Raw genomic sequence first — 15,023 nt, forward strand, 5'->3', positions numbered from 1 at the left:
CCCGGTCGGGTTACCGGCTGGGTGCGGGTGCGCCCGGCTCGGGGAGAAGCCGAAGCCGTCCCGTGCTCGCAACCGTCTCGCTGAGCAGCTTCAGCCATGCCATGTTCAATGAGTCATCGGGGGCTTTGTCGTAGCTGAAGTACAGCGACGCGCCCTGCGAAATCCACACCGCCCCAAAGTCGCCACCCTTCTTGATCGCATCGTCACCGTCGATGTCAGGCTCAGACTCCCACTCGAAACTGAAACTCTCATTGCGGCGCAGCTTGGCCAGAACGACCGCCTGCAAATGCCGCAACGCCCGATCATTAACACGGATCGCCGGAGCGACCCCATAGATCAGATGCCCCATGTTTCACGCTTCGTTCAGGCCCCGCCGATGAGCCGTAAGTGGGAGACGACGCAGCCAAACCGTCCTGCGTACAGCGTCAGTCTATGGCCTCGTCTCGTGAGGCGAGAGACCGCCGGGACCTCATCCAAAAAGTGCGAAGCAGTCATCTGGCGGCGGACTCATTCCGGCAGATCCTGGCCCAGGAGAATACTGTCTAGGGAGATATCCGGGTCGAGAAGCGCCGCCGCTCGAATGTCACGGTCCACCGCGAAGGCTACCTGCCTGTCATGGGCAGCCAGCTTCGCCGGATTACCGGGTGACGGGGCCGGAAGCAGAGGATACTCCGGCAGCCGCGGGGCGGTGCTCCGATCGGCGATCCTTTCCAGCAGCACGCGGGCCACCCCGGAACGCCCGAGCTTGTTTGCGTACTCGAACGCGTGGGCAAGGTGCTGATCGATGCTTTCCCAAGGTTGCTCACCCATCGCAAATCCCGGTCCTGATACACCGCGAGCACGGCGTAGAGCACAAGCTGCTCACGCGCCGCTAGGGCAAAACCGGGGTTCAAGCCGATGTTACTGATCAGGAACAACCCACCGGACGGCGGATCATCGGCCGCGGCATGGAGAAGATCCCACCGACTCACGTCTCCTGTCGCCAGATGCCGCAACCACGCCCGCACATAGAGGTCAATGTCAAAGTCGCCCAACACGTACCGCAAGGTGAGACCCTCCCTGGCGAGGGAATCACTCCCAACCTGGACACCCCTCGAGCTTTGCGACGCCCGCTCAAAGATGGTGTCACACCAGACCACAGTGATCGATGGGTGCCCGCCAACAAAGCCAGACGCTCGCGCCGTACTCGCGATCCCTACCCTTACATTTGCAAGATGCTGCAAATGTAGCTATGCTCGCGTCATGGTGGCAGAGGAACGAGTGTGGAACGCCATCAGCCACGTGAAACGTCGGGAGATCTTGGACCTGCTCCTCACCACGGGCAGTCTCGCGGTCGGGGACATCGCGGCGGGCGCTCAGCTGACCTATCCCGCCACCTCGCAGCACCTGGCGGTCCTGCACCGCGCCGGCCTCGTGGTGCCCACCGCCGTCGGACGCAAGCGGTGCTATCGAGCGGAGCTCGCCCCCCTCGCGGAGGTGGCCTCCTGGCTGACCGTCACCGTCGCGACGTGGCAGGGCCTCACCGGACGACTCGCCATCTACCTTGACCAACGGCACCCGGATCCCCACCAGGAGGACGAATGAAGATCACCCAACGGCGCACCTACCGCCACACCCCTGACGTGGTGTGGCGGGCGCTGACCGATCGCGACGCGATACGGCAATGGTGGTTGGACACTAACTTCGAACCCGTCCCGGGCAAGGAGGTTTGGTTCCAGGACAACCCGCAGGGTTCCTGGGACGGCCGCTCGGTCGGAATCGTCTTGGATGCCGACCCGCCCCGGCGGGTGAGATTCGGATGGAGCGGCGGCGGCCAAGACATGATCGTCACCTACACACTCACCCCGACTCCAGAAGGAGGAACCACCGTCACCATCACCCAAGACGGCCTCCGAGGCGTGAACGGACTGTTCTTGTCTGTTCTGCTGCGACTGGGATGGCGCAGCTACCTCCGACAGCAGCTCCCACACATCGCACACCACCTCGCCGAGCACCCGACCATGGACGGGTACCCCGTCCCGCCGAAAGCTGAACGAGCGAAACAGTAAGCCGTCGTCATGTTCGGCTGACGCACCTTCCCGGGTGGCGTACCGACCTCGATCACCCTACCGTCGGGCTGCCGGCGGGTCTGTCCTATTGACGGTGGATCTGGCCGAGCGCATGGTTAAACTGATTCGGCCGTCGAAGGCGATCGCAAACGCGTTAAGCGCGGGCTTCCACCTCGACGCCCAGCGGGCTCTGCCCTGACCTGTCGAGTAACGTGAGCGGGTCGCCAGGTTGAGGCACTGCAACGCGGCAGCGTCGTCGGGGACTGCCCGCTGGCCACGGGCGGCCCGGCGGGAGCGGAGCGAATCTCGAGTTCGACGGCGGTCTGCCTGGCCGTATGAGCCGACGGTGAGCGGGTGACGGTACGCGCTCAGGCTCCGCGCGAGCCAGTGTTGGTCGCGTTGGTGTTGGCGCTGCGACTGAGCGCCGAGGCGGTGTCGCTGGCGGAGAGTTCCATCAGGGAGTGCATGCAGGCTTGGGCTGCATGTCCGTCTCCGGCGGCTATTGCGTCGTACACTGCGCGGTGGGCATCGAGAAAGGCAAGCGTGGTGATATGACGCTGCGCGAGCCGGTCGCGCGCGTGCAGGGCGGGGGCCAGAACCACCTCGAATTGTTCTAGGAGTTCGTTTCCCGCGGCGGTGAGAATAGAGCGGTGGAATTCGAGGTCTGCGTCGGCGTGATCGGGTCGGTCGGGCTGATCGCCGCGATAGGACTTCTCGAGCTGCTCCCAGGCTCGTTCGATTCGCGCAAGCTGTCCTTCGCTGCGGCGTTCTGCGGCCATGCGCGCGGCGGCGGGTTCGATGACGAGGCGCACTTCGTCAAGTTCGGTCACCAGGCGGGGGTCGGGGTCATCGCCGGCCCGCCATGTCATGACGTCGGCGTCGAGGAGGTGCCAACGGTTCCGTTCCGTCACGTACGTTCCGAAGCGGGGCCGCGCACCGACGAGTCCTTTCGCGGTGAGGGCTCGCAGGGCTTCACGTACGACGGTGCGGCTGACATCGAAGTCGTTAGCAACTTGGTCCGGATCGATGGTTGTTCCAGGTTCGAGGTCCCCCCGCATGATCTGGGCGCCGAGCTCGTTGACGAGTTGGCCGTGTAGGCCCCGCGCACGGAACGTGTTCACGGTGCTGAGCCTACTGTTGCGCTCCAATAACTTCCTCGCTTCTAACGCCGATTGCACCGTTGTCGGCGGCATCTTTGATGCGTTGCTCGCTCCATCCGAGTTCCGTGAGGATCGCGATGGTGTCTGAGCCCAGTGCGGGTGCGCCACGTCGGATTGCGGGCGGCGTGGCGGACATTCGCAGCGGCGGGCGGACCGTGCGGATAGAGTCGCCGTGGTCTCCGTAGGGCTGATCCACCAGCATGCCAGTGGCTTGGACGTGCGCGTCGTTCGCGACGTCGGCGTAGTCATACACGGGGCCGGCCCAGACGTTGACGGCGTCGCACCGCTGAAGCCAGTGCTGGGTGTTCTCGTTCTCGAAGGCGTGACGGATGTGCCGGTACACCTGGTCGCGATGCGTATGCCCGTCGTTGTAGTCCGTGAGGGAACGGAGCCAATCGTCGTTGAGCACTTCGCCCAGAGCGGTCAGCGGGCTCATGGCGATAGTGACCCAGCCGTCGTTTGTACGGTAAACGCCGTAGGGGGCAGGGATGAATGCGTGTGCGGATGGCTCAGAGGTGCGCTGCGGTTGGCGGCCGGTGTTGAGGTAGGTCACCATTTCTTGCAGTTGCGCGTCGAGCACGATCGACAGCATGTCGACTTCGACCTTTTGACCGACACCGAGTCGGTCGCGTGCCTGCAGCGCCGCGAGGATGCCGATGGCTGCTTGGTAGCCGGTCATCACGTCGGCCGCCCATAGTGCACCAGGCTCCGGGGCGTCGTCTGCGCTGCCGACGGAGAACATGGAGCCGGAGTAGCCCTGCACGACGAGATCTTGCCCGGGGCGGTCCCGATACGGCCCGAAGGATCCGTACCCGGAGATGGAGCAGTACACCAGCTTGGGATTGAGCTCCTTCAGCTGGTCGTAGCCGACACCGAGTCGTTCTGCCGTGCCGTGTCGGAAATTTTGAATGAACACGTCTGCGCTGAGGACCAGGTCCCGGATGATCTGACCGGACGCAGGGTTCTTCAGGTCGATTGCGAGCGAACGCTTGTTGCGGTTAACGGCCATGAACGTGGTCATTTCGCTGTGGATTCGGAGATCGTCGAATCCATGTGTGCGATTGAATTCGCCGCCGCGCGGCGACTCGAGCTTGATGACGTCGGCACCTAGGTCGCCGAGTCGTGTCGCTGCGAGTGGCCCAGCGAGCATCTGTGTGGCGTCAAGGACGCGCAGCCCGTCGAGCGCGCCGGGTGTAGGGGAGGTGTTGTCCATGTGTATCTCCTTTGATTGTGGTCGGGGTGGCCAGTCACCATTCGGCGATGGAGTTGTCGGGGTGTCGCCAGATGGGTGCGCGCCAGTCGTGAGGTGTGGAACTCGCCTGAGCGAGCGCGGCCTCATTCAATTCGACGCCCAGTCCGGGTCCGGTCGGGATAGTGAGGGTTCCGTCGGTGTACTCGAACGGCGAGTCGAGGACGTAGTCCAAAAGGTCGCTTCCGGTGTTGTAGTGGATTCCGAGACTCTGCTCTTGAATGACCGCGTTGTAGGCCACTGCGTCGATCTGGAGGCAGGCGGCTAGAGCGATCGGGCCGAGCGGACAGTGCGGCGCGACGGCGACGTCGTATGACTCTGCCGTTCCGGCTAGCCGCAGCGTCTCTGAGATCCCACCGATGTGCGCGGGGTCGGGGTTCAGGATTCGGATGGCTCGTGATTCCAGCAGAGTGAGGAACTCCGCGCGAGTATGCACTCGTTCTCCCACGGCGATGGGAATGGAGGTGGATCGTGCCGCTTCGATGACGGCACCGGGGTTGGAGGCGGGAACAGGATCTTCTACCCACATCGGACGGAACGGTTCGAGTTCACGAAGAAGTTGGGTTGTGGTAGGAGTGTGCACTCTTCCGTGAAAGTCCAGAGCAAGGTCTAGACGGGTCCCCACCGCGTCACGGACCGCGCCGACGCGGGCGACGGTCTCATCGATCGCAGCGACTCCACCGATCATCGGAACCGCGCCCGTCGCGTTGAATTTGACCGCATCGAATCCCTGTTCAAGCGCGTGGAGTGCGTGCTGAATAAGGTCAGTGGGTGAATCGCCACCGATCCACGTGTAGGTGCGCACTCGGTCCCGTTGCCCGCCGCCAAGAAGTGCGTGGATGGGCGTGGCGTGAATTTTGCCGAGGAGGTCCCACAAGGCGGTGTCGATACCAGAGATAGCGGTCATCAGAAGAGGCCCGCCGCGGTAACAGCCGTTCCGGTACAACATCTGCCAGATGTCGTTGATTCGTCGGGGGTCGCGACCGATGAGCAGGTCAGCAAGTTCCCTGGTGGTTGCCTCCGCGCCGGCGGCGTGGCCTTCCAAGACTGCCTCCCCCCAGCCGTGGTACCCGCCGTCGGTCTCGATCTTCAGGAAAAGCCACCGGGGAGGAACCCGGTAAGTGCGAATGCCGGTGATTTTCACGATCGGACCGCCGTCTGCCTCTCCCACCGAGCAAAGTCGTCCTCGAACACCACGACGAAGCGGTCAATCATTTCAAGCTCTTCACGGTCAAGGACCCACCCCGGGCCTCGAGTCGCGTCGGTGGGGATCAGTCCGCGAAGGTAGGAGATTCGTTTCTCGGCCGCAATGACGAGCTCGACGTGTTGCATCCAATAGGAGAGATACGGCAGCAGCCGGGAGTGCTGTGCGGCGAGTCCGTCGAAATCTTCCTCAGTCCACCGCAGCCACAAGTCGAGGTAAAGCTCCGTGAATGAGCATCCCGGCTGAACTCCAACCGCGCCGCGGCGAAGCGCATCGGGTAGTTGCAGTCCCGCATAGCCCACGAGACAGTCGAGGTCTGGTGCAGTGTCCCGGAGTGCGGCGATCAGCCGTCCAGGCGGCGCGGACTCCACCTTGACCTGGACAAGGTTTGGGGCAGCGCTGGAAAGCTCGGCGATCGTGGCCGCGTCCATCGCCGTGCCCGTCTGAGCAGGTGCAAACTGCAGAATCGCCGGCGTCGGCGCGACGGCGTCCAGAAGCGTCCGCACATGGGTGCGTGTCGCCGCCGCGGACGGAGCGAGCAGATACGGCGGCAGTACGTTGATGAGGTCGGCTCCCCACTCTGCGTAGCGCGCCGCTCGCTGCGCGGCGACGTGAGTGGCGTGATCGCTGACGGACGCGACGACGAGCATGCCGTGACCTTTGGCACGGTCAATCACCAACCGTGTCAGTTCGTCGCGTTCATCATCAGTGAGCTTGAGTGCCTCCGACGCGAACCCTGCATACATGACCGACGGCGTCCCGATCGACCCCAGGTGATCAATTAGCCCCGCCATAGCGGCCGCATCGACGTGGCCGGCGCTGGTGAACGGGGTTTCCACCACGGGACACACGCCGCTTACTCGACGCATGCTCTCGCCGCTGTTGCTGTTCGACGGCGCTCGTCGTGCGTCTTTTCGCTGTTCCTGGTCCCACTTGCGCATGAACCACATAATATGCTTATTCTTGGCCTAGTCGAGCGCGAATCCGAAGCGCGCCGCACGAACTGTTCGCAAAGGAGCAACATGCAGTCACAGCGCAAGACCCGCCGCGCGGCCTTGGGTGCCGCCGCCGCGGGCGTCCTGAGTCTCGTCGTGGCATTGGCCGGGTGCGGGACGGTCGACGACACCGCCGACACCAGTGCAGGTGGAAGCGACGACTCGACAATTCGCATCGCCTATATCCAGAAGCAGGGCGATCAGCAGTACTTCATCGACCAGGCGGAAGGGGCGAAGGAAGCTGCCGCTGAGCTGGGTGCGGAGGTCACAGCAATCAACGTCGGTGACGACGCGAACGAGGCTATCTCGCAGCTCGAGACCGTCATTTCGCAGGGTTACGACGCGATCGCCATCGTTGTCCCTGACCAGAAGATCGGGCCGCAGGTTATTGAGTTGGCCGCGGAGGCGGGGATCCCGCTCGTCGCTACTGACGACGCCATCGAGGACGCCGACGGCAACCCCGCTCCGTTCGTCGGGTTCGACGGGCGCGCGATGGGCGAAGAGGTCGGCGCGGAAGCAGCTCGCCTCTACTCCGAAACTGATTGGACGCCTGAGAACACTCGGTTCCTGAGCGTGAGCAAGCAAGACCTCCAGACCTGTGAGGATCGTGTGGACGGCGCATACGATGCGTTCACTGAGGCGACGGGAGTCGATCTGGAGCGGGTCATTGTCGGATCTGACGCCTCGAACGTTGACTCGCAGGATCAAGCTGCAGCGGCGATCACCGGCAACCAGGGTGTCGAGAACTGGGTTGTCGTTGGCTGCAACGATGAGTCGGAAACGGGCGCGGTCACCGCACTGCAGAACGCCGGCTTCAGCCCTGACAACATCATCGGCGTCGGTCTCGGTGCCTATCTCACTTGTAAAGACTGGCAGGCAGGTGTGGAATCCGGGAACAAGGCAGCGCTCTTCATCAGCGGCGTAGATGTCGGCCGGGCTGCGGTCGAAGTTCTCGTCGACGCGGTCCAGAACGGCACCGAGCTTCCCGCCAACACCATCGCGGATACGACTATCGTCACGCCCGAGAACTGGGAGGACGAAGGCGTCGTCTGCACGTGACACATCTCGGTGGGGTGGACGCGTGCCGCGTCCACCCCACCGTCCTGAACGACGAGGGAGTCGGTTTTGACCACCACAGTTTCCATCAGCAACCTGACGAAGAGCTTCACAGGAGTCCGTGCGCTCCGCGGGGTCGATCTTGAGATCCGAGCCGGCGAAGTCCTCGCCCTACTCGGAGAAAACGGCGCAGGAAAATCGACGCTGCTGAAGATACTCTCCGGGGACTATGCGCCGGATGCTGGCACCATCTCGCTGAACGGTGACCCGGTTCACTTCCGCTCCTCAACCGATGCCCGCCGCCGCGGCGTCCGTGTCATCGCGCAAGAACCTGAAATCGTGTCACACGTCACAGTCGGGGAGAACATTTTCATCGGTAAGTTGCCTACTCGCGCCGGAGTCTTCTCTGCCAACAGGCTCTCCGACGCCACACGAGCAGTGCTGGCTGAGTACGGGTTCGCTAGCGTCCTCGAGGCAGATGCGCTGGGTAGCGCACTATCACCCGCGCAACGACAGCTCGTCGAAATTCTCCGGGGCCTCGTCGATCGGCCGGACGTGATCGCTTTCGACGAGCCGACGTCTTCACTCACGGAGCAAGAAGTCGACGCGCTCTTCCGACTCATCAGCCGGCTCCGCGCCGAAGGCGCCGCGATCGTATACGTATCGCACCGAATGGCGGAAATCTTCCGCATCGCCGACCGCGTCGCTGTCCTTCGCGACGGGGGACTCGTCGGTGTCCGCGCGCTGGCCGACACGACCGAAGCTGAACTTGTCCGGATGATGGTCGGTCGTGATCTGGGCAGCCTTTTTCAAAGGTCTCGGGTGGCCGGAGGGGCGGAGGTCCTCCGCGTGGAAAAGCTTGATAGCGATCTGGTACACGATGTCTCATTCACCATCCATGCCGGAGAAGTCGTCGCGTTGGCCGGCCTGATTGGAGCCGGACGATCCGAGCTTGCCCGCACACTCGTCGCCGACTTACCCCATCGAAGCGGAACCGTGGCCGTGGAAGGCCGCCGACTCACCCTCCGCTCACCCCGAGACGCGATCCGCGCTGGAATCGGTCTGGCTCCGGAGGAACGAAAAGCCCAGGCACTGCTTATGCAGCGATCTGTTCGTGACAACCTCAGCCTCGCCATCCTCGATCGGCTGTCCCCGTTCCGAATCATCCGCCGCGGGGAAGAGCGTCGAATCGCACAGGGAATGGTCCAACGTATGCGAGTGCGCACGCCGAGCATCGAAACAGAAGTACGCACGCTCTCCGGCGGCAATCAGCAGAAGGTCGTCCTCGGGCGCTGGCTCGCTCGCCGACCAAAAGTTCTCATCCTCGACGAACCCACTCGCGGAGTAGACGTCGGAGCGAAAGCAGAAATCTACGCCGTCATCGATGAACTGGCGCAGTCCGGCGTCGCCATGCTCGTCATTTCCTCCGAACTCCCCGAGGTGATTGGGCTGGCCGACCGAGTGCTCGTCATGCAGGGCGGCGAAATCGTCGGAGAACTCAACCACACCGAAGCGACCGAGGAAGCCATCCTTGCACTCGCCCTCCCGCACGCGGAACCCGCCGCAGCCTAGCTCCCACATGCCGATTAGGAGAGACACTGTTGTCCACTACCACTACTGATCCCGCCGTGGAAAACCATGGTCCGGAGCGTCAACCCCCACGCCGAGTCGGCCCGTTCCGGGCGGTGCTTAACCGGATTGGGGTTCAGAACCTTAGCTTGCTCATCGCCCTGGTCCTTCTCGTGGCGATCATCGGCGCTCAGGACCCGAACTTCTTCCGCTACCAGAACCTGCTCGCCATCGGCACGTCCATAACCGTCTTCGGCATTCTCGCCGTCGTGCAAACGCTCGTCATCCTTCTCGGTGGTCTGGACATCTCGGTGGGATCGATGGCTGGGCTTACGTCCGTCGTCACTGCGATGGTCTTCACCGCAACTTCATCCTCGGCCGTCGGTATCGGAGCAGCGCTGCTGGTCGGCCTCGCCTGTGGCGCGCTGAACGGCGTCATCATTGTGTACGGGCGGGTGAACGCGGTGATCGCCACCCTCGCCACCCTCGCGGCATACAAGGGGTTGGCTCAGATCCTCTCCGGGGGCCGCTCGCAGGGGTACACCGGCGATGACCCCGTCTTCACGGCTCTTGGCCGAGGTACCTTCCTGGGTCTGCCTGTCCTGATTTGGATATTCCTGCTGGTCGCGCTGGTGGCCTTCCTGGTCCTGAAGTACACCGACATCGGTCGCAACATCTACGCTATCGGCGGCAACCCCACCGCCGCCCGTTTGTCCGGCATCAACCTCAATCGGTACATCGTCGGTGTGTACATCGTTGTCGGAACAGTCGCCGGACTCGCCGGCGTGCTGCTGACCGCTCGGACAGGGAGCGGGCAACCGGTGTCCGGAAGCGAAGGGCTCGAGCTCGACGCCATCACCGCGGCCGCACTGGGCGGCGCCGCCCTCACCGGCGGCAAAGGCAGCATTGCCGGCACCGTGCTGGCCGTCATTCTGCTGGGCGTCCTCTCAAACGGTCTCACGGTACTTGGAGTGAACTCGTTTTGGCAGAACGTCGCCAAGGGCGCCCTGCTCGTTGTCGCAGTGGTGATTCAACAGCGGCGCAGCGGCCAGCGTTCCGTAGGAATGCCCGCGTGATCTTAACGACTCTCCAAATCGAAAGGAACGTCTCGGATGACTGACCACGCCACCGGAAACGTGCGCCTCGAACGTGATGGACATCTCGCACACGTCGTCATTGACAGGCCCGCCAAGCTCAACGCGATGACTGTCGCGATGGACCACCAAATGAACGACCTGATCTTCGAGATCAACAACAACCCCGACATCCGGGTGGTGGTGCTCCGCGGCACCGGGGACCGAGCTTTCAGCGCTGGAAGCGACCTCACTGACCTGGACGAGTACGGCGATAACTGGAGCTACCGAAATCGCTTCGATAATCGCAGTGACTATGCGCGCGCGGTCTGGCTGCTCCGCAAGCCGGCGATCGCTGCGGTACACGGGTACTGCATCGGGGGGGGACTTGAGATGGCCAGCGGCTGTGACATCAGGATCGCCAGCCGGGATGCCTCTTTCGGGGCTGGAGAGATCCGCTGGGGTTGGCACGGAGGATCGGGGCAGACGCAATTCCTCACTCGTCTGGTCGGTCCGGGTCACGCGGCAAAACTGCTGCTGACCGGCGATCGGATCGACGCTTCCGAGGCGTACCGCATCGGACTTGTGCAAGAACTTGTCGACCGCGAACAACTGGTCGACCGTGCCGTCGAGCTTGCACAGTCGATCGCCGAAAAGTCTCCCATCGCGACGCAACGCACAAAGTACATGGTGCGCGTGGCGCAAAACGTTGGTCTCGACGCGGCACTACTGGTGGAGAACGACTCATTCTCTTACTTGATGCTGACCGAGGACGCGAAAGAGGGACAAACCGCGTTCGCTGAGAAGCGGCAACCGATCTTCAAGGGTCGATGACCATGATCGACACAGCCTCCCCGCAGACGGTCGAGCCCGTCGAAGTCGCCCCCGACATCTATCGCATCGACACACCCCTCGGTGATCGTTTCGCCAGCCTGTACCTAGTCGCTGGCGCGACCAGCACGCTTCTGTACGACACCGGCGTCGATGGGACGATCCCGGCATACGTGTTGCCGGCGTTGGCTCGACTCGGCCGCACCGCGGCCGAGGTCACGACCGTCGTTGTCTCTCACTGCGACGTTGATCACTTCGGCGGAGTAGCGGATGCTCGTGACGTGTTCCCACATGCCCGGATCGTTGCCGGTGAAGCGGATGTGCCCCTTATCGAGAACTTCGACCGTTACCTCGCCGACCGCGCTCGAGAGTTCCGTGAGCCCTACGGATGGGATGAAGATCCCGCCGTCCTGGCATGGTGCCGGGACGTGACGAGGGAAACTCGACTCGACGGTCCAGCCGCCGACGGAGAATGGATCGACCTCGGCGGGCGCGTAGTCCAGATCGTGGCCGTTCCCGGTCATACGCGGGGCCATCTCGCGGTGGACGTCAAGTCGGCGGACGCCGTTCTGGTCGGGGATGCGGTGCTGGGCGCTTCCGTGAAGCATGCCGACGGGACGACCGCGTTCCCGCCCACCTATCGGTACGTTGACGACTATCTCACGACGATCGCTCGGCTCGAAGAAAAAAACCGGGAACTGCTGCTCACTGCGCACTACCCCACAATGCGCGGAACAGACGCGAGCAAGTTCCTGGCCGTCAGCCGTCGGTTCGCCGAGCGTCTCGATCAGCAGGTTCTCGAGGTGTTGACGGCGGCAACCGACGGGTTAACATTCGCGGAGCTTCTTTCCCTCCTCAACCCGTCAGTAGGGGACTGGCCCGTGGACGGGACGGAGGGGGCACTAGCGTTCCCCGTCGCCGGACACCTCGAGCGGCACCTCGTCGCCGGCCGGATCCGGCGAACCGGTGCTCGCGGCGGCGTCGCGGTGTGGGCGACCGCATGAGCGGGGTGGCGTGGGGTGTCGACGACTATGTCGCCGAAGCTGACGCAGCTGCCGCGCTGCGCGATACCCGCCGCGCAGGACCCGCACGGCAGCATTCCGACACCCCTCTGCTGGCGGAGCAGGTGGCGGACGCCCTCCTCGATCTGCAATTCAAGACGTGGGATTTCGGGGATTCGGTTGCATTCGAAGCACTGATCGCCGCATCAGAACGGCTCGGATTGGACCGGTGGGAACGCTTCGCGCACGGATGGGGCCGCGCGTGGGCGACCAGATCCCGCCCCTTCGCGCGTCTGGACTGCACAGTCCCCGGCCGCGCCCTCACGCTCCTCTCCGAGCGGCACCGTGACTGGCAACTTATGAACACCCTGATTCCACTTGCTGAGTTTCTCCGCCAGCGGCGCACGTTGCACGGCGTGTACGAGACGTGGGACGCCTCGCCGATTCTTGCCCCCTACGGTAATCCGCCGGTGACCGCCCGCGACCGGTCCCTCGTCGAAGCGCCACCGCCAGGCGTGTTCGTCGATTGCCTGCACTTTGACCCGCCGTTCTTCGCCGCCCTTGGGCGTGTAGCGCAAGACGACGAGCTGACGGCGGACGGTGTGATGCAGGCGCTCGGTTACATTCGACTTCTGCAACGCGACGACGGGCTCTTCGACCACTTCGTGCTCCGTGGTGAAGAAGGATCCTTCGGTCCGGGTTGGGGTCGGGGGCAGGGCTGGGCGGCTCTGGGGCTGCTGGAGGTGGTGATCGAACTCCGAGCCCGCCGCGAGGCGGGGGGCGACGGGCGTTTCGACGGAGACGAGCTCCAGCTTGCCGACGCCGCGGCCCGACTTCTCGAGCGGATGGCACAGCTGCAGCGATTGGATGGGCACTGGGAGGTGATCGTCGACCGAGCAGACTCCGGGGATGAGTTTTCCACTGCCGCGTTCATGGCTCACGCCATGCGCGAAGCCATCGCATTGGGGGTCGGTGACCGCACTGTACTGGCCGGTTCCGCGGTGGCGGCCCGGTCCGCGGTGCTTGCGTCCCTCGACGGCAATGGGCAATTGCGGGAGGTGTCCGCCGCGGTTTATGCCAGCACCGTTCCCGAACATTACGCGGCCGTTCCGCGCGGGTATGTCGTGCCGTGGGGTCAGGGACCGGCGCTGCTTGCGCTGGTGGCAGATGCGGAAGAGGCCGGGACGTGACCCGCGTCGTGCTCGTTACCGGTGCGGCGCACGGTATCGGCGCGGCAACCGCCCGCGCCTTCGCGGCGGAGGGTGATGATGTGCTGGTGACCGACGTGGACATCCGTGCGGCAAAGGAAGTCGCGGGCGGCATCACAGCAGCGGGCGGAAGGGCAACAGCGCACCGGTTGGACGTGGGAAGCGACACCTCGTGGCAGGTACTATCCGATGAGGTCCGCGCGGAGCACCGCCCGCCCGGTGTGATCGTGAACAACGCTTATCGCAACACCGTCGCGCGTGCCGATGAACTTCCCGCTTCGGACTGGGAAGCCACTCTCAACGTCACCCTCGGCGGGGTGTACCGCTCGGTGCGCACCTTTCACGACACCCTCACCGCCGCGCGCGGGGCGGTTGTGAACGTTGCAAGTGTGCACGCGCTGCTGGCCTGGCCGGCGCATCCGGCTTACGCTGCGGCGAAGGGTGGGGTCGTCGCGCTGACTCGGCAACTTTCATTCGATTATGCGCCGGAAGTCCGAGTGAACGCCGTCCTGCCAGGCTCGATCGACACTCGGGTGTGGGACACAGGGACTTCCGCTGACCGTGCCCTAGCGGAGCGTCAAGCGACGCTCGGCCGCTTCGGTCGCCCGGATGAGATCGCGTCGGTGGTCCTCTTTCTTGCCGGCGACGCCGCGTCCTACATCACCGGCGTCGCGATCCCGGTCGACGGTGGTCAGACTACGACGGTCGCAACGTGACCCGGCTCTTGCTCACGGTGGGTGAGGCGCTGGCGGTGTTTCTTGCCGAGACCGCACCCCTGGCTAGCGCAAACCGGTTTGAACGGATCGTTTCCGGAGCTGAAGTCAACGTCGCCGTCGGTTTCGTCCGCGCCGGTCACCGGTCCAAGCTCGTCACTCGCGTGGGTTCCGACGCGCTGGGCGACGCGGTTGCGCGGCAGCTCACCGCGTGGCGGGTTGACCTTCACGCCTCACGCGATCCGGACCGGCCAACCGGGGTTCTGATTCGTACCACAGGGGGCGCGACCCGGGGAGAGGCGATGCATCTGCGCCACGGCGCCGCAGCGGAGACGCTTCAGCCCACCGACGTTGACGCCGTATGGTCCGACGAGGTCGATGTCGTCTTCGTCTCCGGCGTGACCGCCGTCCGCTCCGCCTCAGCAGCTGCAGCCGTCCGACGCACTGTGGAGCTCGCCCGAAGCACCGGCGCCCTTGTCGTTGTCGACCCGAACCTTCGCCCAGCGCTGGCGCCGGCTGAAGCTTTCGCCCGAGAACTGGCACCGCTGCGAGGTCAGATCGACATTGCGATCGGCGATGCGACCGAGCTTGCTCTGCTGGCCGGAACATCCGAGCAGAGAGCTGTGGCGACACTCCTTGAACAAGGAGCGCGCCTGGTGGTGGAAAAAGGCGGCGCTGACGGCGCGATCGCGTACGACGGCAGGCAGCGCCTCACCGAACCAGCACACCGGGCGGGTTCTGATGTTGTGGACAGCGTAGGGGCCGGCGACGCGTTCGCCGCCGCGCTGATCGCGGCAGTCCTCGAGGACGCGCCACTGCGCCACGTCCTCAACCGGGCGGCTGCCGCTGCCGCACGTGTCGTCACCATCCGTGGCGACCTTCCCGCCGAAACACCCAGTTAACGAAAACGGAGGGT

General features: G+C 64.2%; 16 protein-coding genes. 10 read left to right on the forward strand and 6 right to left on the reverse strand.

Annotation, left to right across the window (positions count from 1 at the left end):
* Positions 1 to 10 precede the first annotated feature (10 nt).
* Positions 11 to 349 (reverse strand): hypothetical protein, encoded by a 339-nt coding sequence (locus tag HDC37_RS06730; RefSeq protein ID WP_179559652.1) that lies wholly within the window; start codon positions 347 to 349, stop codon positions 11 to 13.
* Between the two features lie 158 nt (positions 350 to 507).
* On the reverse strand, positions 508 to 810 hold the full coding sequence (locus HDC37_RS06735; RefSeq protein ID WP_179559653.1) for a hypothetical protein: 303 nt from the start codon (positions 808 to 810) through the stop codon (positions 508 to 510).
* A 432-nt stretch (positions 811 to 1,242) separates the two neighbouring features.
* Here HDC37_RS06735 and HDC37_RS06740 point away from each other — a divergent pair, with 432 nt between their 5' ends.
* Complete coding sequence (locus tag HDC37_RS06740; protein ID WP_179559654.1) at positions 1,243 to 1,584, forward strand: helix-turn-helix transcriptional regulator; 342 nt, start codon at positions 1,243 to 1,245, stop codon at positions 1,582 to 1,584.
* Positions 1,581 to 2,048, forward strand: a complete 468-nt coding sequence (locus tag HDC37_RS06745; RefSeq protein ID WP_179559655.1) for an SRPBCC domain-containing protein — start codon at positions 1,581 to 1,583, stop codon at positions 2,046 to 2,048. Before HDC37_RS06740 ends, HDC37_RS06745 begins: the two co-directional genes overlap by 4 nt.
* 368 nt (positions 2,049 to 2,416) lie before the next feature.
* On the opposite strand, the gene HDC37_RS06750 is transcribed toward HDC37_RS06745, so the two are convergent.
* The 4 genes from HDC37_RS06750 to HDC37_RS06765 are packed head-to-tail and all read right to left on the reverse strand — an operon-like array spanning position 2,417 to position 6,602.
* Positions 2,417 to 3,169 (reverse strand): FadR/GntR family transcriptional regulator, encoded by a 753-nt coding sequence (locus HDC37_RS06750; protein WP_179559656.1) that lies wholly within the window; start codon positions 3,167 to 3,169, stop codon positions 2,417 to 2,419.
* Positions 3,170 to 3,179: 10 nt separating this feature from the next.
* Entirely contained in the window at positions 3,180 to 4,421 is a 1,242-nt protein-coding gene (locus HDC37_RS06755) for a CaiB/BaiF CoA-transferase family protein (protein ID WP_179559657.1), read from the reverse strand.
* Positions 4,422 to 4,455: 34 nt separating this feature from the next.
* A complete protein-coding gene (gene dgoD / locus HDC37_RS06760; protein WP_179559658.1) occupies positions 4,456 to 5,601 on the reverse strand; it encodes a galactonate dehydratase in 1,146 nt (381 codons plus the stop codon).
* Positions 5,598 to 6,602, reverse strand: a complete 1,005-nt coding sequence (locus HDC37_RS06765; protein ID WP_218869465.1) for a dihydrodipicolinate synthase family protein — start codon at positions 6,600 to 6,602, stop codon at positions 5,598 to 5,600. The genes dgoD and HDC37_RS06765 overlap by 4 nt, the downstream gene beginning before the upstream one ends.
* 81 nt (positions 6,603 to 6,683) lie before the next feature.
* Between HDC37_RS06765 and HDC37_RS06770 the strand changes: the two genes are divergently transcribed.
* From HDC37_RS06770 to HDC37_RS06805, 8 genes are all read left to right on the forward strand, one after another.
* On the forward strand, positions 6,684 to 7,715 hold the full coding sequence (locus tag HDC37_RS06770) for a substrate-binding domain-containing protein (protein WP_179559659.1): 1,032 nt from the start codon (positions 6,684 to 6,686) through the stop codon (positions 7,713 to 7,715).
* A gap of 66 nt (positions 7,716 to 7,781) precedes the next feature.
* Entirely contained in the window at positions 7,782 to 9,284 is a 1,503-nt protein-coding gene (locus HDC37_RS06775) for a sugar ABC transporter ATP-binding protein (RefSeq protein WP_218869466.1), read from the forward strand.
* 146 nt (positions 9,285 to 9,430) lie between these two features.
* Positions 9,431 to 10,357, forward strand: coding sequence for an ABC transporter permease (locus HDC37_RS06780; RefSeq protein WP_179559660.1), 927 nt, complete (start codon positions 9,431 to 9,433; stop codon positions 10,355 to 10,357).
* 36 nt (positions 10,358 to 10,393) lie between these two features.
* Positions 10,394 to 11,188, forward strand: a complete 795-nt coding sequence (locus tag HDC37_RS06785; protein WP_179559661.1) for an enoyl-CoA hydratase/isomerase family protein — start codon at positions 10,394 to 10,396, stop codon at positions 11,186 to 11,188.
* Positions 11,189 to 11,190: 2 nt separating this feature from the next.
* Entirely contained in the window at positions 11,191 to 12,189 is a 999-nt protein-coding gene (locus HDC37_RS06790; protein ID WP_179559662.1) for an MBL fold metallo-hydrolase, read from the forward strand.
* Positions 12,186 to 13,376 carry a glycoside hydrolase family 88 protein gene (locus tag HDC37_RS06795; protein ID WP_218869467.1) on the forward strand — a complete coding sequence of 397 codons (1,191 nt, stop codon included), beginning with the start codon at positions 12,186 to 12,188 and terminating at the stop codon, positions 13,374 to 13,376. Before HDC37_RS06790 ends, HDC37_RS06795 begins: the two co-directional genes overlap by 4 nt.
* Positions 13,373 to 14,110, forward strand: coding sequence for an SDR family NAD(P)-dependent oxidoreductase (locus HDC37_RS06800; protein ID WP_308472126.1), 738 nt, complete (start codon positions 13,373 to 13,375; stop codon positions 14,108 to 14,110). Before HDC37_RS06795 ends, HDC37_RS06800 begins: the two co-directional genes overlap by 4 nt.
* Positions 14,107 to 15,009 carry a PfkB family carbohydrate kinase gene (locus tag HDC37_RS06805; protein WP_179559665.1) on the forward strand — a complete coding sequence of 301 codons (903 nt, stop codon included), beginning with the start codon at positions 14,107 to 14,109 and terminating at the stop codon, positions 15,007 to 15,009. Before HDC37_RS06800 ends, HDC37_RS06805 begins: the two co-directional genes overlap by 4 nt.
* Positions 15,010 to 15,023 lie beyond the last annotated feature (14 nt).

The sequence above is a fragment of the Microbacterium sp. AK009 genome, assembly GCF_013410955.1.
In the GTDB taxonomy this organism is placed as follows: Bacteria; Actinomycetota; Actinomycetes; order Actinomycetales; family Microbacteriaceae; genus Microbacterium.

Excerpts from the sequence above, each read along its gene's own strand:
- HDC37_RS06765 (WP_218869465.1), bottom strand. The coding sequence starts at position 6,602 with ATGCGCAAGTGGGACCAGGAACAGCGAAAAGACGCACGACGAGCGCCG.
- HDC37_RS06795 (WP_218869467.1), top strand. The coding sequence starts at position 12,186 with ATGAGCGGGGTGGCGTGGGGTGTCGACGACTATGTCGCCGAAGCTGAC.
- HDC37_RS06735 (WP_179559653.1), bottom strand. The coding sequence starts at position 810 with ATGGGTGAGCAACCTTGGGAAAGCATCGATCAGCACCTTGCCCACGCG.
- HDC37_RS06790 (WP_179559662.1), top strand. The coding sequence starts at position 11,191 with ATGATCGACACAGCCTCCCCGCAGACGGTCGAGCCCGTCGAAGTCGCC.
- HDC37_RS06740 (WP_179559654.1), top strand. The coding sequence starts at position 1,243 with ATGGTGGCAGAGGAACGAGTGTGGAACGCCATCAGCCACGTGAAACGT.
- HDC37_RS06730 (WP_179559652.1), bottom strand. The coding sequence starts at position 349 with ATGGGGCATCTGATCTATGGGGTCGCTCCGGCGATCCGTGTTAATGAT.
- HDC37_RS06770 (WP_179559659.1), top strand. The coding sequence starts at position 6,684 with ATGCAGTCACAGCGCAAGACCCGCCGCGCGGCCTTGGGTGCCGCCGCC.
- HDC37_RS06745 (WP_179559655.1), top strand. The coding sequence starts at position 1,581 with ATGAAGATCACCCAACGGCGCACCTACCGCCACACCCCTGACGTGGTG.
- HDC37_RS06755 (WP_179559657.1), bottom strand. The coding sequence starts at position 4,421 with ATGGACAACACCTCCCCTACACCCGGCGCGCTCGACGGGCTGCGCGTC.
- HDC37_RS06785 (WP_179559661.1), top strand. The coding sequence starts at position 10,394 with ATGACTGACCACGCCACCGGAAACGTGCGCCTCGAACGTGATGGACAT.